Source organism: Pseudovibrio sp. FO-BEG1 (assembly GCF_000236645.1).
In the GTDB taxonomy this organism is placed as follows: Bacteria; Pseudomonadota; Alphaproteobacteria; order Rhizobiales; family Stappiaceae; genus Pseudovibrio.
Genome location: NC_016642.1, coordinates 2,021,392 through 2,043,015, shown reverse-complemented (window position 1 = coordinate 2,043,015; position 21,624 = coordinate 2,021,392). Strand labels below are relative to the sequence as shown.

General features: G+C 53.8%; 17 protein-coding genes. 2 read left to right on the top strand and 15 right to left on the bottom strand.

Annotated features, from left to right (window positions below):
- From PSE_RS09310 to PSE_RS09260, 11 genes are all read right to left on the bottom strand, one after another.
- Complete coding sequence (locus PSE_RS09310) at positions 1 to 2,460, bottom strand: heavy metal translocating P-type ATPase (protein WP_193384390.1); 2,460 nt, start codon at positions 2,458 to 2,460, stop codon at positions 1 to 3.
- A gap of 155 nt (positions 2,461 to 2,615) precedes the next feature.
- Entirely contained in the window at positions 2,616 to 5,798 is a 3,183-nt protein-coding gene (locus PSE_RS09305) for an efflux RND transporter permease subunit (RefSeq protein ID WP_014284605.1), read from the bottom strand.
- Complete coding sequence (locus PSE_RS09300) at positions 5,795 to 7,303, bottom strand: efflux RND transporter periplasmic adaptor subunit (RefSeq protein ID WP_014284604.1); 1,509 nt, start codon at positions 7,301 to 7,303, stop codon at positions 5,795 to 5,797. Before PSE_RS09300 ends, PSE_RS09305 begins: the two co-directional genes overlap by 4 nt.
- Positions 7,304 to 7,577: 274 nt before the next feature.
- Complete coding sequence (locus tag PSE_RS09295) at positions 7,578 to 7,955, bottom strand: carboxymuconolactone decarboxylase family protein (RefSeq protein WP_014284603.1); 378 nt, start codon at positions 7,953 to 7,955, stop codon at positions 7,578 to 7,580.
- Between the two features lie 14 nt (positions 7,956 to 7,969).
- Positions 7,970 to 9,421 (bottom strand): NAD-dependent succinate-semialdehyde dehydrogenase, encoded by a 1,452-nt coding sequence (locus PSE_RS09290; RefSeq protein ID WP_014284602.1) that lies wholly within the window; start codon positions 9,419 to 9,421, stop codon positions 7,970 to 7,972.
- A 109-nt stretch (positions 9,422 to 9,530) separates the two neighbouring features.
- Positions 9,531 to 11,204: a BCCT family transporter gene (locus PSE_RS09285; RefSeq protein ID WP_014284601.1), complete on the bottom strand. Its 1,674-nt coding sequence runs from the start codon at positions 11,202 to 11,204 to the stop codon at positions 9,531 to 9,533.
- Between the two features lie 104 nt (positions 11,205 to 11,308).
- Positions 11,309 to 12,775 (bottom strand): aldehyde dehydrogenase, encoded by a 1,467-nt coding sequence (locus tag PSE_RS09280; protein WP_041768939.1) that lies wholly within the window; start codon positions 12,773 to 12,775, stop codon positions 11,309 to 11,311.
- The gene (locus PSE_RS09275; RefSeq protein ID WP_008549425.1) at positions 12,775 to 13,821 is read right to left on the bottom strand and encodes an LLM class flavin-dependent oxidoreductase; all 1,047 of its coding nucleotides are present in this window, start codon (positions 13,819 to 13,821) and stop codon (positions 12,775 to 12,777) included. The genes PSE_RS09280 and PSE_RS09275 overlap by 1 nt, the downstream gene beginning before the upstream one ends.
- Before the next feature lie 3 nt (positions 13,822 to 13,824).
- Positions 13,825 to 14,742 carry a flavin reductase family protein gene (locus PSE_RS09270; RefSeq protein ID WP_008549113.1) on the bottom strand — a complete coding sequence of 306 codons (918 nt, stop codon included), beginning with the start codon at positions 14,740 to 14,742 and terminating at the stop codon, positions 13,825 to 13,827.
- 17 nt (positions 14,743 to 14,759) lie between these two features.
- Positions 14,760 to 15,566: an alpha/beta fold hydrolase gene (locus PSE_RS09265; RefSeq protein ID WP_037036620.1), complete on the bottom strand. Its 807-nt coding sequence runs from the start codon at positions 15,564 to 15,566 to the stop codon at positions 14,760 to 14,762.
- Positions 15,532 to 16,140, bottom strand: a complete 609-nt coding sequence (locus PSE_RS09260) for an amino acid synthesis family protein (RefSeq protein WP_008549345.1) — start codon at positions 16,138 to 16,140, stop codon at positions 15,532 to 15,534. The genes PSE_RS09265 and PSE_RS09260 overlap by 35 nt, the downstream gene beginning before the upstream one ends.
- A gap of 112 nt (positions 16,141 to 16,252) precedes the next feature.
- Between PSE_RS09260 and PSE_RS09255 the strand changes: the two genes are divergently transcribed.
- Together PSE_RS09255 and PSE_RS09250 are read left to right on the top strand one after the other, a co-directional pair.
- A complete protein-coding gene (locus PSE_RS09255) occupies positions 16,253 to 16,951 on the top strand; it encodes a GntR family transcriptional regulator (RefSeq protein ID WP_014284597.1) in 699 nt (232 codons plus the stop codon).
- Positions 16,952 to 17,242, top strand: a complete 291-nt coding sequence (locus PSE_RS09250; RefSeq protein WP_014284596.1) for a DUF1330 domain-containing protein — start codon at positions 16,952 to 16,954, stop codon at positions 17,240 to 17,242.
- Positions 17,243 to 17,286: 44 nt separating this feature from the next.
- Here PSE_RS09250 and PSE_RS09245 read toward each other — a convergent pair whose 3' ends face one another.
- From PSE_RS09245 to thiB, 4 genes are all read right to left on the bottom strand, one after another.
- Positions 17,287 to 18,267, bottom strand: a complete 981-nt coding sequence (locus PSE_RS09245; RefSeq protein ID WP_014284595.1) for a glutathione S-transferase family protein — start codon at positions 18,265 to 18,267, stop codon at positions 17,287 to 17,289.
- 160 nt (positions 18,268 to 18,427) lie between these two features.
- Entirely contained in the window at positions 18,428 to 19,120 is a 693-nt protein-coding gene (locus PSE_RS09240) for an ATP-binding cassette domain-containing protein (protein WP_014284594.1), read from the bottom strand.
- A complete protein-coding gene (locus PSE_RS09235; RefSeq protein ID WP_193384389.1) occupies positions 19,107 to 20,654 on the bottom strand; it encodes a thiamine/thiamine pyrophosphate ABC transporter permease ThiP in 1,548 nt (515 codons plus the stop codon). Before PSE_RS09235 ends, PSE_RS09240 begins: the two co-directional genes overlap by 14 nt.
- Positions 20,630 to 21,622 (bottom strand): thiamine ABC transporter substrate binding subunit, encoded by a 993-nt coding sequence (gene thiB / locus PSE_RS09230; protein ID WP_014284592.1) that lies wholly within the window; start codon positions 21,620 to 21,622, stop codon positions 20,630 to 20,632. Before thiB ends, PSE_RS09235 begins: the two co-directional genes overlap by 25 nt.
- Between the last annotated feature and the right edge of the window lie 2 nt (positions 21,623 to 21,624).

The following is a 21,624-nucleotide window of genomic DNA, read 5'->3' as shown; positions in this document are numbered from 1 at the left end:
TTAGTACGTGGCGGCCGCTTTGATCCAGCGTAACCGCAAAGCGTTGGTCAAGACAAACACGCTTGACAGTGCCATGGCACCGGCGGCCAGAACAGGAGACAGCAGCGGTCCGCCAAATGGATATAGCACACCTGCAGCCACTGGGATCAGCAGGGTGTTGTAACTGAAGGCCCAGAACAGGTTCTGACGGATGTTGCGCATGGTCTGCTGGCTGATATGGAAGGCATTGACCACACCGTTCAGATCACCGGCCATCAGCACAACATCAGCTGCCTCAATAGCGACGTCGGTGCCTGTGCCAATTGCGATGCCTACATCGGCAGCAGCCAGGGCTGGGGCATCATTGATGCCATCTCCGACAAAGGCCAGCTTGCCAGCGGCGTTCTTGCGCAGATCTTCCAGCGCGCGCACTTTGCCATCAGGCAGAACCTCAGCAACCACGCTGTCGATACCCAGTTCATTTGCAATGGCATTGGCGGTTTTCTGGTTATCACCCGTGATCATCACCACCTTGAGGCCCAAAGCATGCAGTGCTTTGATTGCATCTGGTGTCGTTTGTTTAATGGGGTCAGCCACTGCAATCACTGCTGCGATTTCTCCATCAAGTGCAACGTAGAGCGGGGTTTTGCCCCGAGTTGCCAGAACTGTGCCTTCAACAGAAAGCTGTTCCAGCGAGATGTTTTCACGTTCCATCAGGCGATCTGCACCAACAAGAACATCACGGCCCTGAACCACTGCACTTACACCGAAGCCTGTCAGGGAGTTGAAGCTCTCTGGTTTTGGCAGGGAGATATCACGCTCCTCAGCAGCTTGAACAATTGCTTTTGCGATTGGGTGTTCTGAGTTCTGCTCCACGGCAGCAACCATCCGCAAGACGTCGTTCTCTTCAAGGCCATCACGCAGGATGATGTCGGTCAGTTCCGGATGGCCAGCTGTCAGGGTACCGGTCTTGTCCAATGCAACCACACCAGTTTCCTGAAGCATTTGCAAGGCGTCGCCTTTACGGAACAGAACTCCGAGTTCTGCAGCTCGGCCTGTACCGACCATAATGGAGGTTGGCGTTGCAAGGCCCATGGCACAAGGACATGCTATGATCAGCACGGCAACACCTGCAACCAGCGCCAGGCTAAGGGCTGGATCAGGGCCAAACAGGAACCAGACACCAACAGTTAAGATTGCGATGGTGATCACTGCTGGAACGAACCAGGACGTGATTTTATCAACCAGTCCCTGAATTGGCAGCTTTGCGCCTTGCGCCTGTTCCACCATCTGAATGATCTGGGAAAGAACCGTGTCATTGCCCACTTTGCTGGCCTGCACGCTGAGCGCACCTGTGCCGTTGATCGTTGCACCGACTACTTCATCACCAGAAGCTTTCTCTACTGGGATCGGTTCACCGGTGATCATGCTTTCATCAACAAACGAGGAACCGGAGACAACAGTACCATCGACCGCAATTTTCTCGCCGGGACGCACCTGAATGACATCTCCAACGATGATCTCTTCGATAGGAACTTCGCTTACCACGCCATTGCGTTCAACGCGTGCAGTTTTAGCCTGCATGCCGACGAGTTTTTGAATGGCTTCCCCTGTTCGCCCTTTGGCACGGGCTTCCAGAAAACGACCCAGAAGAATAAGCACGACGATTACGGCCGCGGCTTCATAGTAAACGTTGATCGTTCCAGCCGGAAGCACCTGAGGCGTGAAGGTTGAAACAAGAGAGAACACATAGGCAGCAGCTGTTCCCAGCGCCACCAGAGAGTTCATATCTGGTGCACCTTTGAAGAGGGATGGAAAGCCCTTGGTGTAAAACTGACGCCCCGGACCAAACAGCACAATCGTGGTCAGGATAAACTGCAGATAGTAGTTGTTCTGCATGCCAAGCGTATCCGCAACAAGCATATGAACGCCGGGGATGAAGTGGCTGCCCATCTCAATGAGGAAGACCGGAAGAGCTAGAACAGCGGCCAGAAGCGTCTTGTTTTTGAGCTGACGGATTTCATCGGTTTTACGGTGAGCAGTCTCAGTCGGCTCAGTCTTTTCCAGTGTAGCTGGATAGCCCGCGGCTGTGACGAGTTCAGCTATCGCAGCTGGTGTTGTTGTACCCACGGCATAACGAACGGTCGCGCTCTCGGTGGCTAAATTGACATTCGCTTCCAGAACGCCATCACCGGCTCTCAGTGCTTTTTCTGCGCGGCCAACACAGGAGGCACAGTTCAGATTGGAGACACCAAATGTGATACTTTCTGAAACGGCTGGGTAGCCAGCCTCTTGCAGCGCATTCGCCACATCCTTGGGTGTGAGGCTGTCATCATAGTTTACCTGCACGCTCTCCGTCGCCAGATTGACGGAAGCATTGATAACACCCGAGATGTTCTTAAGCGCTTTCTCGACACGACCGACGCAAGAGGCGCAATTCATGCCTTCAACTTGCATTTTCAGTGTTGAACTGTGGGACATAACTTCACCATTTCATTGTCTCTTGAGCGCACTCTAAGGCTTCCAGTCACTGGAAGGTCAAGCAAGAAAACTACAATTAGATGGAAAGAGTTTGATCACCTTTGAAGGTCGACCTTTTCCTGGCAGCAGTATTCAGTGAGGGAGGTGGAACTCTCTCACTTACCCTTTGTTTTTATTGGCTCATCAGAGATGGGCGCTGCTTCTATTCTTTTATTCAAGGCACTCAATCGTGCCTTCTTCCAAAGCACATAGATTGCTGGAATTACGAAGAGCGTAAGCAGCGTTGCGGTGATCATACCGCCCACCATTGGAGCTGCGATCCGCTTCATGATCTCTGAGCCCGTAGCACTGCCAAGCATTATGGGAATCAAGCCTGCGAAGATGGCTGCGACCGTCATCACTTTGGGGCGCAACCGCAATAAAGCTCCTTCGACAACAGACTCCAGTATGTCTTTAGTGGTCAGCTGTTGATGTGTTGCCTGAGCCGTCTCGATGCGCTTCTCCCAGGAAAGGTTGAGATAAAGCAGCATCACAATGGCTGTTTCCACGGCCACGCCAGCAAGCGCAATAAAGCCCACCAACACCGCAACTGACAGGTCAAAGCCCAAAGCGTAGACAAACCAGATGCCGCCGGTGAGCGCGATGGGCAGTGAAGTGAGAATGATCACGACTTCTCCCACCCTGTTGAAAGCAAGGAACAACATCAGCGTAATGATAAGAAGTGTAACGGGCGCAACCAGCTGCAAACGTTCCTGGACCCGCTCGATATACTCATACTGCCCTGACCAGGTGATTGAGTAGCCAGCCGGGACTTTCACATTCGAGGCAACCAGTTGCTGGGCCTCACTCACGTAGCCACCCAGATCACGGCCCTCGATATCAATGAACACAAATCCTGTTGGCCGTGCATTTTCGGAACGGATCATACCGGGGCCGTCAACGATCTTCACGTCAGACACAGCACCAAGTGGAATGTGTGCGCCAGACGGCGTAACAACCGGCAGTTTCTCCAGTTGTTCTGGCGTGCTTCGCCAATCCTGCGGGTAGCGCAAGTTGATGGGGTAACGTTCCAGCCCTTCAACACTCTCAGAAATATCCATACCGCCAATTGCGGTTTGCACCACATCCTGAACGTCCTTGATATTCAGCATATAACGGGCAGCTGCATTTCGGTTGATATCAATCTCGATAAACCGTGCGCCTTTGGGGCGTTCCGCATAAGCCGACAGCGTCCCCTCTACACCTTTGACGAGACCTTCAATCTCTACCGAGATATTCTGAATGACCTGCAGATCAGGCCCGGAGACCTTCACGCCCACTGGTGTTTTCATGCCTGTCGCCAGCATATCGATGCGGTTCTTGATGGGCTGAATCCAAACGTTGGTCAGGCCAGGCACCTGTACGGACCTATCCAGTTCCTGCCGTATCTTTTCAAGCGTCATACCTTCTCGCCACTGGTCCTGCGGTTTCAGCTGAATGGTGGTTTCAAACATGGTCAAGGGCGCTGGGTCCGTTGCGGTTTCAGCGCGCCCCAACTTGCCATGGACTGTTTGCACTTCAGGCACCTGCATGATCATGCGGTCAGTTTGTTGAAGCACTTCCCGCGCCTTGCCGATGGATACACCGGTGTAAAGCGAGGGCATGTAAAGGAAGTCACCTTCCTTCAGTTCCGGCATGAACTCCGTTCCAATCCTGTTCAGCGGTACAAGAATGGAGGCCACCAGAACCAGCGCAAACACGATTGTTGTCTTTGGCCACGTGATGACCAGCGAAAGGGCTGGCCGATACAGCGCAATGCAGAAACGGTTCACCGGGTTCTTAGCCTCAGGGTGAATGCGCCCACGCACGAAGTATCCCATTAGCACCGGCACCAGAGTGATACTCAAAATCGTTGCCGCTGCCATGGCATAGGTTTTGGTGAAGGCCAGCGGTTTGAATAAACGTCCCTCCTGCGCCTCTAGCACAAACACCGGCAGGAAGCTGATGGTGATAATCGCAAGCGAGTAGAACAATGCTGGTCCAACCTCCGAGCAGCACTCAGCAACCACTTTCCAGCGGTTCTTGTCGGGGTTTGGCTTCTTCTCAAGCCGCCGGTGCATCGCTTCGATCATCACAATCGCCGCATCCACCATGGCCCCAATCGCAATGGCGATGCCGCCAAGAGACATGATATTGGCGTTCACGCCCTGCAATCGCATCACGAGCAGTGCCGTCAGAATACCCAGTGGCAGTGAGATTAGGATCACCAATGACGATCTGAGGTGCAGCAGGAAAATTGCACAGACCAGAACCACCACCAGAAACTCTTCGGTAAGCTTTTGGGTGAGGTTATCAATGGCCCGCTCAATCACACCGGAGCGATCATAAGTGGTTACGATCTCAACGCCTTCCGGTAAGTTGGGCTTCAGCTCATTCAGTTTAGCCGTCACGCCCTCAATGGTGCGCAGCGGATTCTCGCCCCAGCGCATAATCACGACGGCCCCAACGGAGTCACCCACACCATTCAGGTCTGCCACACCTCGACGCATTTGCGGACCGAGGCGAATCTCAGCCACATCCTCAAGCGTAAGAGCCGCACCCCGTTCATTCACTTTGATCGGAATTTGCTTCAGGTCTTCAATGGACTGAATATAACCAGTGGCGCGGACCATATACTCCGCCTCGGCCATCTCAATAACGCTACCGCTGGTCTCACGGTTTGCGTTCTCAACCGTGCTCATCAGCTCTGGCAGAGTCACTCCATAGGCACGCAGTTTAATGGGATCAGCAACAACCTGATACTGCTTGACCATGCCGCCAATGGTTGCCACTTCAGAAACCCCACTGACGGTTTGAAGCTCAAACTTCAGCCACCAATCCTGCAAGGATCGGAGTTGCGCCAGATCATGATCACCGGTTCGGTCGATCAGCGCATACTGATAGATCCAGCCCACACCCGTCGCATCTGGTCCAAGCTCAGGCGTTACACCATCCGGCAGTTTAGCGCCCACCTGAGCTAGATATTCCAGCACCCGACTGCGAGCCCAGTAAAGATCAGTGCTGTCCTTGAACACCACGTAAACGTAGGAATCGCCATAAAACGAGAACCCGCGCACATCGATCACATCCGGCACGGACAACATGGCAGTGGCGATTGGGTAGGTCACCTGATCTTCAATAACCTGAGGTGCCTGACCATCATAAGGGGTCTTGATGATCACCTGAACATCGGAAAGGTCTGGGATCGCATCAACGGGTGTTTCCTTCAGTGCCCAGATGCCGCCAAGTGCCAGCATCACTGCAGCCATCAGAACAATCACACGGTTCTTGATGGAGGCACGGATTATGGAGCCAATCATTTGTCATCGGCCCCCACCGGTTCAGCAGGTGCTGATTTGGAGAGCCTTTCTCCACTCTCGCGCATCTCGACAAGGCTGAAGCGTTTGTCTGAGCCTCGCGTGATAGCAAACTCAATTTGCTTGTTCGCTGACACATCAAACTCGTTCAGATTGCCACGAACCACAAAGGTGGTTTCCATCTCTGGCCAGTCCAGCTCGTTGATCGTCGCGTGACGGATAGTGATAGTGTTGGCCTCCGGGTCAACGCGGGTAACAGTCCCTTCAGACCAGATGGGAGCACCTTGCGCCGGCGACATCCGTTCCATTCCGGCAGAAAGTGAGCTTTCACTGTCGATCAGGAACTGCGCTGAAGTGACAACTTCATCCCCAGCCTGCAGACCTTGCAGGATCTCCGTCCGGCTGCCTTTACCAAAACTACCAGTCAAACCGGGGGTCACGATACGGGGCTGAAAGGTGCCTTCCTCCGTTTGCAGGATTACCCGTTCAGACATACCTGTGCGGATCAATGCGCTGGTGGGAATGGTGATTGCATTTCGCGTTTCAGAGAGAATGATCGTGACGCGGCCAAACATGTTAGGGCGTAAAAAGCCCTTTGAGTTATCGAAATGCAGGCGAACTGGCAGAGTACGAGTGACTGAGTCCAGCTCCGGATAGATGTAGTCAATCCGTCCATCCAACACTTTACCGGGAAGATGTTCAAAACTGGCCAGCACTTCACTGTTTGGGCTTAGCCGGGCAATATCTTGCTCAAACACATCCACCATCAGCCAGACAGAAGACAGGTCCGCAAGCGTCAAAGCGATGGAATCTGGCTGCAGGTACATGCCATCTGCCGCTTCCAGTGTGGTCACCACACCGGATTGCGGTGCAAAAACCTTGAAGACATCCGCGGGCTTGCTGGCCTGAGCCATCTCATCAATCTGAGCGGGATCAATCCCGTAGTTCTGAAGCTGGATACGGATGTTTTGCTCAGCAGCTCTATCGCCCCTTCGCACCGCTCTGATCAGATCAGCACTGGCAACCGTCACTTCCGGCGCGTAGACGGTAAAGAGCAAGTCACCCTTTTCAACGGGATCACCAACGGCGCGTATATTGAGCTTCTGGATCCATCCTTCGGTCCGCAGATGAACCTGACTGGAACGGTGCTCATCATAGCCAACAAAGCCAACGCTTTCGATTTTCTGAGAAATTGGTTCCACACTGGCAACCGCTGTGCGGACACCAATCGTATTGATGACACTCGGTGAAAGCGTCACCCCAGTCCCGCTTGGTTGCGTTTCCTCACCAGCATAAACAGGGATGAGATCCATACCCATGGGAGACTTACCGGGTTCATCGCGCCGGAAGTTCGGATCCATAGGCGCAACCCAATACAGTATCTCTTTCTCAGTGCCACCAGAACTTCCCGAAGTCCAATTTACTGAACTTCCGAGAAAAATCCCAAGCCCAGCCGAGACACTCGCAACAACCGCAAAGCCAACCACAACAGCGTACTTACTACGCATCGGTCCTGTCCTGCTCTACCAATCACTGGTCCAACCTGAAGCAATCCGCCAGCATCCTAAAACACCAACACCACTCCAAATCCTCACCATTACGCCGCTTTTTGCTGACATAAAGCAGCACAAAACAGCCTAGAGCCAAACATGATAATCGTTCCAGTTACTGGAAGGTCAAGAGTTCTCGTTTCAATCTCATAAATGCAAAAAGCCACACCATTGATTTTGGTATGGCTTTTCGCAGTTGTAGATCTTATCAGCAATTAGTTCATTATGCCGCTCACAACTCCCCTGCTTCCTCCAGTACCTTCCTTGCACTGCGGAAGCAGTCTACTCCGGCGGGGACGCCGGCGTAGATGGCGACTATGTGACAGGCGGCGCGGATTTGTTCTTTGGTGACGCCGTTGCGCAGTGCGCCTTTGCAGTGGAGTTCCCATTCGTGCATTTTGCCGAGGGCACCGATCATGGCCAGGTTCATCAGGCTGCGGGTTGGGGCGTCGATGGCTTCATCTCCCCAGCCAAAGCCCCAGCACCATTCGGTCATGGCTTCCTGAAACGGACGGTTGAAATCGTCCGCTTTTGCCAGATTGGCCTCCACATAGTCAGCGCCAAGGGTGGCCTTGCGTTGCTCAAGGCCTTTTTCAAACCGGTCAAACATGTACACTTTCTCTCTTAAACGCTGATGCAGATGTATTTGATTTCGACATAATCTTCGATGCCGTACTTTGAACCTTCACGGCCAAGGCCGGATTGCTTGACGCCGCCAAATGGAGCCACTTCCGTTGAGATCAGGCCAGTGTTCACACCCACCATGCCGTATTCCAGCTCTTCTGCCACTTTGTAGACCGTGGACAGATCATTACTGTAGAAATAGGAGGCCAGACCAAATTCTGTATTGTTGGCCGCTTCAATGGCTTCATCGATTTCCTTGAAGCGGAACAGTGGTGCCAGAGGGCCGAAGGTTTCTTCTCTTGCCACTTCCATTTTGCTGGTGACATCAGACAGGACAGTTGGTTGGAAGAAGGTTCCACCTTTGTCGCTGCGACCACCGCCGCAAACAACCTTTGCGCCATTTTCGAGCGCGTTGCGGATGTGGGATTCCACCTTTTCAACCGCTGCATCGGTGATGAGCGGGCCAATAGTGACGCCCGGCTCGAAGCCATCGCCAACTTTCATATTGCACACGGCTTCTGCCAGTTTTTTGGCAAAAGCGTCATAAACACCATCCTGCACGTAAATGCGGTTGGAGCAGACACAGGTCTGGCCGGCATTACGGAACTTGGAGATCAGCGCGCCCTCAACGGCTTTGTCCAGATCCGCATCGTTAAACACGATAAACGGGGCATTGCCACCAAGCTCCAGTGAGAGCTTTTTGATCTGGTCAGCGCTCTGGCGCATGAGGATACGGCCCACATTGGTGGAGCCGGTGAAACTGATTTTCTGGACAATCTCGTTGCTGCACAACTCTTCGCCCACGGCTACTGCATCGGTTGATGGCAGAATGCTTAGCACGCCTTTTGGGATGCCTGCCTGTTCGGCCAACAGTGCCAGAGCAAGAGCAGAGAGCGGAGTTTCGTCAGCAGGTTTCACGATCATGGCACAGCCAGCAGCCAGAGCTGGCGCGGCTTTGCGGGTGATCATGGCATTCGGGAAGTTCCATGGGGTGATCGCACCAACAACGCCAACGGGTTGTTTGATCACCATGATACGTTTGTCTTCCTGATGACCCGGAATGGTATCGCCATAAACACGCTTGGCTTCCTCTGAGAACCACTCGATAAAGCTGGCACCGTAAAGGATCTCGCCTTTAGACTCCGCCAATGGCTTGCCCATCTCTGCAGTCAGGATAGCAGCGAGATCATCGGCATTTTCAATGAGAAGATCAAACCAGCGGCGCAGGATCTGGGAGCGCTCTTTGCCAGTGCGCTTGCCCCATGCTTTTTGGGCGACCTTCGCTGCGTTGATGGCATCAACAACATCCTCACGGGAGCAATCGGCTACGTTGGTAATCAGCTCTCCCGTTGAAGGGTTGTTGACTGCGAACGTCTTCTGGCGCGAAACAAAGCCGCCATCAATATAAGCACCGGATTGCAGCAGGTTGGGGTTGTTGAGCTTCAGGTCCATGGTGACACCTTTTGTCTTTCCTTGTAATCACGCTGGTTTTCATCACGCCGTAAAAGAATGGGGACCAGAAGATTTGGCCCCCATACTGTTCAATTTCCGTTAAATCGGGTCAGGCTCGTAGTTCCCGATCAAGCGTTGTGCCATCCGGCGCCAGCTTTTTGTGCTCATCTGCGATTGCACTCGGGTCCTGCATCAGGGACTTCACGATGCCCCATGCCATCAACACAACCAGTGCACTGATCGGCAGAGCTGCTGCGATTGCCGCTGTTTGCAAGGCGGACAGACCACCGGCAACAAGCAGGGCCGCAGCCACAACACCCTGAGCAACACCCCAGATGACGCGGTGCTGTTTTGGTGGATGTGCGTTACCCATGGACAGGATGGTGGTGATCACCAAAGTGCCGGAGTCAGAGGACGTGATGAACCAAGTCGCCAGCAGGAAGGTGGTCAGTGCTGCGATCAGCCAGCTGATGGTGCCGTTGGAGGTCATCTGCTCGATGGTGCCATAGAGCGCGCCACCAAGGTTCCAGCTGTTTACGGTGTCAATCAGACCTGCAGTGCCTACACCGCCCGGAGCATTCATCTCGATGAAGAGTGCGTTGCCGCCGAAGATGGTAATCCAGAGGAAAGCCATCACAGTTGGGACAAGCATCGCGCCGAACATGAACTCACGGATGGTACGGCCACGGCTGATGCGTGCGATGAACATGCCCACGAATGGTGCCCAAGACAGCCACCAGCCCCAGTAGAACATGGTCCAACCACCTTGCCACTTCACATCACCCGGCTCGCTTGCAGTCCAGAAACCCATGGACAGGAAGTGAGACATGTAATCGCCGACAGAAGTCAGGAAGAAGCTTGCAAGCCACTGAGATGGACCAGCCAGTGCAAAGAACAGGATCAAAATCAGCGTCAGAGCGATGTTCCACTCAGACAGGATACGGATGCCTTTGCCAATGCCGGAAACAGCAGAGAGCGTTGCAATGATGGAGATGCCAATCACCAGACCAATCTGGGTAAGCGTTCCTGGGTCAATGCCAAACAGCACGTTCAGACCGGCTGCCATCTGGTTTACGCCAAGGCCCATGGAGGTCGCGATGCCGAAAACGGTGCCGAAAACTGCCAGCAGATCAACAGCATGACCAGCAGGACCGTAAATGCGCTCACCGAGGATCGGATAAAGAGCACTGCGGAACGTCAGCGGCAGTTTTTTGCGGAATGAGAAGTACGCAAGGCAGAGACCAGTGATGGTGTAGATGGCCCAGCCATGCAGTCCCCAGTGGAAGTTGGTCACACGTACAGCATCCACTGCGCGGTCCATGTTCATCTCAGTATGGCCAGCCATATCCGCGAACGGGTTGTTCGGGTAGCCCCAGCCTGCGGAGTTGTCGAAGTAGAACAGCGGTTCTGCAACACCAAAGAACATGATGCCGATAGATACACTTGCGGAAAACAGCATTGCAAACCATGCGAAATTACTGAATTCCGGACGTGCATCATCATCGCCCAGACGAATGGAGCCAAAGCGGCTGACCATCAGGCCGATACAGATGAAGAAGATGATCATGACTGAAGAAATGTAGTACCAGCTCAGCGCTGTCTCAACCCAACTGCGTACCGCCCCATACAGCTGGCCAGCATAATCAACGTTCAGAATTGTAAACACAACGAATGCTGCGACCATTGCCTTGGCCGCAATCGACATTCCGTTATGAAGCCCCTTAAAGAGACCGGTTTCAGCAACACTCAGTTCTCCCTGAGCCTGCTTGTTATCGGTAGCCATCGTTCCCTCCCTGGCTATGTTCGGGCATATTGCCCGTGCCGGGTTCCACTCCGGCTTATCTACAGCCCCATTAACTGGGGTTATGGATGGGGTTCTCCTTTGTCTCAGCGCATCACGAATGGATCCGGGATCGGATCGTCTGACGTGCGCAGCCAGACTGTTTTGACTGTCGTGTAATCCAGCGCCGCCTGCAGTCCGCCTTCACGGCCATGGCCGGAGAGGCCTTGCCCCCCAAACGGAGCAACAGGAGAAACAGCGCGATAAGTGTTGACCCAAACAATGCCTGAGCGGATGCCCTTCACCATTCGGTGGGCGCGGGTCAGGCTTTTCGTGAAGATGCCTGATGCGAGGCCAAACTTGGTGTCGTTTGCCATCTGCAGAGCTTCTGCCTCTGTCTCAAAAGTGAGGACAGAAAGCACCGGACCAAACAACTCGGTTGTCACACAAGGGGCATTCGGCACTTCTGAGCAATCCAGAATGGTCGGCGGGAAGTAGAACCCGTCCCGCTCACAATCTGCACCACCTGTCAGCAACTTGGCACCAGCATCCACGGAAGCTTTGATCACAGCGTTGATGTGATCGCGTTGACGCTGACTGCACAGAGGTCCAACCTCAGTCGTCATTTCTTGCGGATGGCCGATGACAACGGCTTCAGCTTTCGCCTTCAAACGAGCGAGAAACTCATCCTTGATGCTCTTTGCGATGATCAGACGAGAGCCTGCAACACAGCTTTGCCCGGTTGCTGCAAAGATGCCGGAGATCTGCGCATTCACCGCACTGTCAATATCCGCATCTTCAAACACGATGAACGGAGACTTTCCGCCCAGTTCCAGCGAGGTGCTGGCAAGATTTTCTGCGGAATTGCGAACGATATGCTTGGCGGTTTCAGGACCACCCGTGAAGGCAACATGCGCGACGGATGGGTGCGAAGTAAGCACCTGACCGCATTCTGGGCCAAAGCCGGTGATGATGTTGACCACGCCTTTCGGGAAGCCAGCTTCCTCAATCAGCTTGGCAAACTCCAGAAGCGGCGCCGGGCCTTCTTCTGATGCTTTCACAATCAGCGTACAGCCAGCAGCGAGCGCCGGGCCAATCTTGACTGCAGACAGGAAGAGCTGGTTGTTCCAAGGAACAATCGCTGCCACAACACCAACAGGCTCACGGCGCAGCCAGACTTCCATATCCTGCTTATCGATTGGCAGGTGAGCGCCTTCAATCTTATCTGCCAGACCAGCATAATACCGATAGTAGTCCGCCACATACGCCACTTGTGCAGAGGTTTCGCGGATGATCTTGCCGGTATCCTGCGTTTCCAGCTGAGCAAGTTTTGGTGCATTGGCTTCAACCAGATCTGCCAGTTTGTAGAGCAGCTTACCGCGCTGTGTTGCGGTCAGGCCGCTCCAGCTTGGATCAAAGAAAGCCCGTTCAGCGGCAGCAACCGCCCGGTTGACGTCCTCTGTCCGCGCCTCAGGCATTTCTGCCCAAGGCTGACCGGTTGCCGGATCCAGACTTTGAAACTGTGCTGAACCCTCTTCAAAACGACCATCGATATAGTGCTGGAAGCGTTTCATCATGCATCCTTTTGGAAAGCAGGCATTACATCGTTGATGAAGCGTTCAAGAGACGCTTTCTTACGCTCAAACGACATGCCGCTATCAATCCAGAATGAGTACTCGTCGTAACCAAGGTCTTCGTAGTGCTTGAGGCGCTCGATAACCTTCTCAGAGGTGCCAATCACGTTGTTGGTGCGCATCTGCTCTGCGCTGTAGAACGGATGGTTCGCGATATCTTCGTCACTCAGCGGCTCAATGAGACCCTGCGTGATTGGACGCTCGTTTTTGAACCATGCACCGAAGTAGTTGTAGAAACGGTTGATCTCTTCAGCACCCTGCTGAACATCCGCATCATCACCACCAACATACGTGTGGCGCAGCAGCATGATTTTTGGACGTGGAACGGATGGGCTCTTCTCACAAGCATCGTTGAAGCGCTCCATGAGGCTTTCAACTTCATCATCACCGTTCCAAAGCGGAGTCACCTGAACGTTACAGCCGTTTGCAACTGCAAAGTCATGGGAGTTTGGATCACGAGCCGCCACCCAGATTGGCGGGTGAGGCTGCTGCATTGGCTGCGGCGCAGAGGTGGTTTTCGGGAACTGCCAATACTCACCTTCATGGGTGTAGTCGCCTTCCCAGAGCTTCTTGACCGCAGGCACCAGCTCACGCATGCGCTGACCGGCTTCCCATGCATCAAGACCTGGCATCATCCGCTCATATTCGAAGCTGTAAGCACCACGAGCGATACCCAGCTCAAGACGGCCGTCCATAATGATGTCCGCCATAGCAGCTTCGCCAGCCAGCTTGATTGGATGCCAGAAGGGCGCGATGACTGTTCCAGTTCCAAGACGTACATTTTCAGTCCGCCGTGCCAAGTCTACAAGATTGATGAAAGGGTTAGGCGCAATGGTGAAGTTCATGCCATGGTGTTCACCAGTCCAGATCGCATGCATACCGCCTTTGTCAGCGATCTCACAGAGCTGCAGAAACTCGTCATAGAGTTTTTGCTGACTTTCGTCTGCTGAAATACGTTCCAAATGGATGAATAGTGAAAATTTCATGGCTTACTCTCCCAGTGCGATTTTGCGCACTTCGCCGCTTTCCTGATTTCCAAAATAAATGCCGAAGTTGCCCTTTTGCGCCTCTCTCGCAAATCGGGTGAGCATTGTTTGCGTTGCTGAATCTTTCACCCGTGCCAGCACGTCGTCCGTCAGCGACAGGAAGCTCCCGACTTTGCTGTCTCCCTCGCCAGCGCTGCAGTGAAAGGCCAGATGCTGGGCATTTGCGCTCTCATCCTCATAAACGGAGTAGATAAAGCCAACGGAAGAAGGAATCCCGGCTTCTTCCAGGAGCGCAGCAAGTTCTTTTGTAGGGGTGCCTTTGCTGGCCGTGCGACTTGGCAAACGCAGTTGCCCAGCATCATCTTCAAGAAACAGCAGTTTGCCGTCTCGTTCCAAAAGCGCGCTGATGATGGTCTCGCTGTCCACCTGAATGGAGCTGACTTCCTGTGTCGCCGTAAAGTAGGCGCCACGGGCATAACCCAGACCATTGGCAACGCCGGTATCAAACGCTTTCACTTCACCAATCAGGATCGCATGATCACCCGCATCAACCACATTGTGCATGGAACAATCGAACCACGCCGCTACATCGGAGATGACTGGTGCGCCATTTGGACCAACCTTCCAATCCACGGTCGCAAAGCGGTCTTCAACGCGGCTTGCGAAGGTGTTGGACACATCCTTCTGGGTCTCAGCCAGAATGTTGACGGCGAAACCGGATGCATTGGTCAGCGCATCGTAATTGCTGGAACTCTTTGCAAGACACACCAGCAGCAAGGGTGGGTCCAGAGAAACACTTGAGAAGGAGTTCGCGGTAAAGCCAAGCGGCTCACCATCTGCTCCATGGGCTGTCACTACCGTAACACCGGTCAGGAATGTCCCAAACGCATTCCTCAAACTCCGTGGGTCCATGGCTGTCATCGGGTAGATCTCCCTTTCTATCCGTTTGTTCTTATTGGTTGTTTCAACCAGCTCGCCATCGCGGCGTTGACTTGTTCCGGTGCCGTCAGGTTGACCATGTGACGGTGACCTTCAATGATGCAGACAATGCCGTCCTGAGCAGCCTGCGCCATATCCACGGCCATTTCCTTGGTCGAGTTCGGATCACCATCGCCTGTCAGCAAAAGTGCAGGACACCGGATCTCTTCCCATTTATCTGCATAGGTTGCATCACCATGTGCAAACGCATTGTAAGTGATCGCATATCCAACCGGGTCTACCTCCCGCAGCCAGTTGCCGACCTGCTCCTTGGCATTCAACTCAACATCGCTGTTCCCGAACCAGCGGCTCAGCGGACCATCAATGTTGATATTGCCCTGTGCAATCTCCTTGGCCCGCGCCTGCACAGCACTGCGGGCTTCAGGTGTTCTGCGGTAAACGCCGTTCAACAAAGCAACGCGTTTTACACGTTCTGGATGCGTTGCTGCGTAACCACCGCTGATCAACGCGCCCATGGAGTGTCCCGCAAGGTTCACCTGCTCAAATCCCAGCGCACTGATCACAGCATGGAGCCACTCTACGTAGTCCTCCAGCTGAGAGCCTTGAGGAAGCGCAGTGCTTCCTCCGTGCCCTGGCATATTCACAGCAATCACGCGGTGCGTTTTGGCGAAGAACTCGACCTGCGGACCCCAGGAGGCGTCTTGCATGCCAACGCCGTGCACCAGCACGAGCGGCTCGCCTTCGCCTACTTCGCGGTAGCAGACGGTACCTTTAGGATGTGACAGCTGCAGGGTTGTCAACGTCATGTCCCAGCTCCTTAAGGTCCTGATAACGATCACCAATCCGGTGGTGCGGACGGCCTGCCAGAGAAGCGCCCAGTGCAATCACGATCTCATCCGGGGCCGGTGCATCCGGAATAGCCAGCTGAATGGTCAGGTAGTGAGACCGACGTCCACCATCATTCTTGTCCATCAGCGGGATCATGATCGGCGCGTTGGCACCAGCGCGAGTGTTACAGAACGCCAGATAGGTTTTAGCGCCAACAGCTTCACGGTAAAAGTTGCCAAACTGCAGTGTGTGAATGAGCGCAGATGCGTGCTCCACTTCACCGTTCACACCAACAACAGCCGCTTTGCCGTAACCTTCAACTGCTTCACCGGAACCGGCAAAGTTGATGATCATGTCTGTCAGCAGTTTGCCAACATCCGGCGCAACATCATGGATGCCCGGGCGAAGATCCTCAACGAAGCCCTGTCCGGCCCATGGGTTCTTGATGACAGCCACAGCAGCAATCATCCGCAAAGGTACCTCTGCTTTTTTGCCACCCTCAATCAGCGTGTCTTCCACATGAAGAAGCGTCTTGCGTATTTCTGCCGGCATTTGATCTTCCGTTCATTCCACTCACAAAATCGATGGTGATAAGATGGTATACCATAATACCGAATGTCAATACCTTCTTGCGAATGAAGTAAACGCGGGCTAGATTGCGACCATGATCGAGACTGCAAATAATCCTTTGAAGATTGAGCGTCCTACAATGACGCTTCGCGATATGGCCCTTGAGAAAATGCGGGCTGCTATCATTGCCGGGCACTTCCAGTCTGGGGACCGTCTGGTGGAGCGCCCTTTGTGCGACCAGCTGGGCGTAAGTCGCTCAGTTGTAAGGGAAACCATCCGTTACCTCGAAGCTGAGGGGCTGGTGGAAATTCTGCCAAACAAAGGCCCGATTGTTGCAAAACTGGATTGGGAAAACGCGCAGCAGATCTATGAAATCCGCATGCTTCTGGAGACCAGCGCCGCACAGAAATGCGCAGAACTGGCCAAAGATGGGGATAAGAAAAAACTCGGCAAAGCCCTCGGCCAGCTCAAATCCGCGTATAGCAGCGGCGAGACCAATGATCTGTTTGAGGCAACAACTCTGTTTTATCAGTGTATTTTCGAGATCAGCGGACAGAACGTGGCATGGGAAGTTGTTCAGCGACTCAACGGTCGCATCAGCCGCCTACGTGCAATGACATTGGGAACCCGTGACCGTCATGAAGCCGGGTACAAGCGGATGGAAAAAATCTACTCTGCGATCGATTCCAACGATGCTGATGCAGCAGCCGCAGCCATCAAGGTGCACCTGACAGAAGCAGCCAACATCGCCAAAACCCTTCTGACTGCAGAGCTGAGCAAGAGCGAAAAATAAATGCCAAAAGCCTATTGGATTGCCCACGTCACAGTGACTGACGCTGAGGCTTATGCTGACTACACAAAGGCCGCCCCTGCCGCCTTCCAAAAATACGGCGCCCGCTTCCTCGCCCGCGGCGGCAAAACCGAACACCTGGAAGGCACCGCCCACCCCCGCAACGTGGTCATCGAATTCGACACCATGACCCAAGCCCTCGCCTGCTACCACTCCCCCGAATACCAACAAGCCAAATCCCACAGAGCCCATGCAGCTTTCGCGGATATTATGATTGTGGAGGGGATGGAGTAAGTCGAAAAGCCATCAACATCGTTGTCGTTGCTTTCGCTTTCTTCCTACCCCAGTTTTGCCCTTTCATGAGGACGACTGTAATCAACCTCTGGTCCAACCGGCACTATGCCTGTTGGGTTTATTGTTGCGTGGCTGGTGTAGTAGTGGGCTTTTATGTGGTGGAGGTTGACGGTTTCGGCAATACCCGGTTGTTGGTAGAGATCCCGAAGGTAACCGGATAAGTTCGGGTAATCCTGTATCCGCCGCAGATTGCATTTGAAGTGTCCCACATAGACCGGATCAAAACGTACCAGCGTCGTAAACAGTCGCCAGTCAGCCTCGGTTATTGCTGCGCCAGTCAGATACCGGTGCTTCACAAGTTTGCTTTCAAGCCAGTCCAGCGTTTCGAACAAAGGATACAAAGCTTCCTCATAGGCGGCTTGTGTTGTTGCAAACCCGGCTTTGTAAACGCCATTGTTGATTGTGGTGTAGATGCGGTCATTCAGTGCATCTATTTTGGCTCTCAAAGCTTCAGGGTAGTAGTCGCCTGATTTCGCTCCGACATCATCAAAAGCTGAGTTGAACATCCGAATAATCTCGGAGGATTCGTTGGAGACAATCGTGTTGTTCTCTTTGTCCCAAAGGACTGGAACGGTCACACGGCCTGAGTAGTCTGATTGAGCTGCGGTATAGACCTGATGCATGAACTCGGCATGGTTGATGGTATCCGGCTGAACGCCTTCTCCCTCTTCGAAGGTCCATCCATTCTCAGCCATATGCCAATGGACGACGGACAATGAGATCATATCCTCGAGGCCTTTGAGGCTTCGAAAGATCAGAGTTCTGTGAGCCCATGGGCACGCGAGTGAAACGTAAAGGTGGTAACGACCTGCTTCTGCTCGAAAGCCTCCGGTCCCACTGGGGCCAGGTTGACCATCTGAGGTGACCCAGTTTCGAAACTGAGATGCTTTGCGCTCAAATCGCCCACCCGCTTTAGAGGTGTCATACCAACGATCAACCCAGCGTCCATCCTGAAGCAAACCCATGATTTAAATCTCTTTCCAGTTGCAAAACCAAAGCGCAGCGCGCACAAAAACCGGAACTCCGTCAGGACCGCACACGCACTGTTCGAGAGATAAAATCAGAAATACCAAAAGGACGCCAATCACGCTTTTGCGTGTGGCTGATAAGCTCCAGACCGAAGAGCTACCCCAAATACTCCTTCAATGCCGGTGGAGGGTTGTCCAGCAGTTCTGTGGTTTCAGCGGGGGGATGGACGGTGCCGTCTGCAACCAGCATGGCTTGGTTGGTGATGCGGCGGGCGTCTTGTGGGTCGTGGCTGACCATCATGAGCGTAGTGCCTGTCTCAGTTGCTAGCTCTGCAACCAGATCCAGCATTTCGGCCTTCAAGGCTGGGCCAAGTGCGGCGAAGGGCTCATCAAGCAGAAGCAGGTCGCGGTGTTGTACGAGCACACGAGCGAGCGCAACGCGGCTTTGTTGGCCGCCAGACAGTTCAGCAGGTTTACGTGTTCCCATCCCAGCAAGACCCACCCGCTCCAGCGCAGCAGCGACCTGAGCGTGCTCTGTTTTTGAGAGTTTGCCGCTTGGACGCAGACCAAGTGCTGCGTTCTGCTCAGCAGTGAGGTGCGGAAAGAGGTTGCCATCCTGAAACAACATCGCGATTGGGCGTTTGCCCGGGGTCAGTTCTGTCAGATCCTGCCCCTTCCATGAGACATGCCCCTTTGAGAGCTGGCGGAAACCGGCGATCGCTTCCAGCAGGGTTGATTTGCCTGCACCTGAAGGGCCAATCACGGCAACACTGCTGCCAGCTTCTACGCTGACATCTGCGTGCAGTTGAAAGACACCATTGGCGATTATGCAAGACTCAAGCTTCAGCATGCCAGCGTCCTCCGCGGTCTAAGAGCCAGAATAAAGACATGGACAGCACCAGCAATAAAAGTGCTCCACCGGCCGCCGCTTCCATCTTATAAGCGCCCATGAGGCGATAGATCTGCAAAGGCAGTGTTGCAATCTCCGGGTCAGCGAAAAGAGCAATCACACCCAGATCCCCCATGGAAAGCGCGGCAGCAAGGCCAGCAGCAAAGCCAATCTGTGGCCTCATGCGCGGAATAAAGACACGCGTGAAGAACACCCAGCCTTCCATATTCAGAGACAGCGCCAGACGTCCATGACGGGAAACAGTATCCTTCGCAGCCGGAACCAGAATGCGCAGGGCGAACGGCAGTGCCATGGCTGCGTTAACCAGCGCAGTGACAGGTAACGCGAGATCTGTTGGGTTTGCCCAGGGGCGGATGATGATGAACAGCCCCGTGCCGATCACCAATGGAGAAGCAGCAAGGCCAAGGATGCCCGCAAGTTCTACAGGGCTGTGCCTTCTAACAGCAATGGCTGCAGCCATCGGTAACGCAAGCAACAGCAAAATGATGGTGCTGGCTGAAGCAACGCCTACCGAGATCAATGCAGATTTGATCACCAAAAACGGCAGAGAGAAAAGACCTGCAACACCGGAGAGCGCAACAGCGCTGATTGGCAGAAGGAGAAAGACAGCGGCAAGTATAATCCAAAAACTATCGATGACAGGCGTACCACCATCCCAGCGTTGGATGGCTCTGTCTAATCCCGCACCAAAACCTTCACCACGGGAAAGCTTCAGAGCGGCAAAAGCAGCTGCCGCTGTCAGCGCCAATTGCAGGGCAGAGAGAAGTGCTGCACGTCCAAGGTCAAAATCATAGGTAAAGGCCTGATAAATCGCCAGCTCAATTGTTGTCGCGCGGGGACCGCCACCAAGGGTGAGTGCAACGGCGAAACTGGTGAGGCAAATGGCAAAAATTACGGCTAGTGCGCCGGGCAAAATGCGTTTGAGCATGGGAAGCTCGATCAGGCGGAACAAAGACCAGCCGTCGCATCCCAGCTGAGCCGCAAGGCGAAAACGCTCCGACGGTATCTCTTGCCACCCCTGCAATATGAGGCGGGTTGCCAATGGCAGGTTGAAGAACACATGAGCCAGCACAACACCGTGCAGGCCATAAATGCGGATGGGAGACGCGCCGAAGTAAACCAGTACATCTGAAATCCAACCGGAACGTCCAAAAACCTGCAGTAGACCAAGAATGGCGACAATAACCGGAAGGATAAACGGGGCGCCAAGCAAGGCGATCAACAAGCTGCGCCCCTTAAACCGGCGGCGTGCCAGCGCGCGTGCAACAGGCACCGCCAACCCTACGCTGATCACGGCTGAAAGCACGGCTTGTGTGAGCGTAAACTTAAGTGCCGCCCAGTCTGACAAAGAAAAACCATGCCCGGCTTCAGCACGCAGTGCAACAGCAGCCAGCGTGCCAAGAATGAGTGCCGCGACGAGCAATGCCGCGGCAACTCCGGGAAGCGAGCTTACTGGCTGAGTGCTTCGAGCCATTCCGGCAGAGCCTCACGTCGTGCAGCAACTGCATCTTCAGGTGCAAGCAGCAAAGCCTTTTCAGGTGTTTGCAAGGTTTCGAAACCTGCTGGAAGACCACTTGCAGGTGTAACTGCCGGATACATCCAGTTGGTTGTTGGAATGATGCTCTGGAAAGCGTCAGAAACTATGAAGTTCAGGAACTTGTCTGCCAGTTCCGGCTGATCGGTGCCAGCAAGTTTCGCTGCCACTTCCACCTGCATGTAATGGCCTTCATCAAACGCAGCCGTGGTTTTGCTGTCATCTTCCTCAGCAATCAGGTGATAAGCCGGAGATGTGGTGTAGCTGAGCACCATGTCCGCTTCCCCATCAAGGAAAAGGCCATAGGCTTCAGACCAACCTTTGGTAACAGTCACGATATTATCGGAAAGCCCTGCCCAGATATCCGCAGCTTCATCGCTATAAGCAGACTTTACCCAAAGCAGCAGACCAAGGCCTGGGGTGGAAGAGCGTGGATCCTGAATGAGGATCTTTGTGTCGCTCTCGGCCAGCTCACGGAAACTGGAAGGAACCGTTGCGCCCTTCTTATACACGAATGCGAAATAGCCCCAGTCGTAAGGCACAAAGGTCTCATCTGCCCAATCGACCGGCAGTGTGTAGTTTGCTTCAACTGAATGCGGTGCAAACAGACCCGTCTTCTTGGCTGTCTCAATCAGATTGGTATCTAGCCCCAGAACAACATCAGCATCGGTGTTGTTGCCTTCAAGACGAAGACGGGAAAGCAGCGCGGCACCATCTTCAACACCAACAAGGTTCAGGTCACATTCGCAGATTGCTTCAAATGCTTCTTCCACTTTAGGGCCAGGGCCCCAGTCAGAAACGAAGCTGTCATAGGTATAAACGGTGAGTTCTGGCTTCTCAGTAGCCATTGCCGATGTTGCAGTGAGTAATCCCGCAGCAATTAACAGATGTTTCAAGTCATCCTCCATTG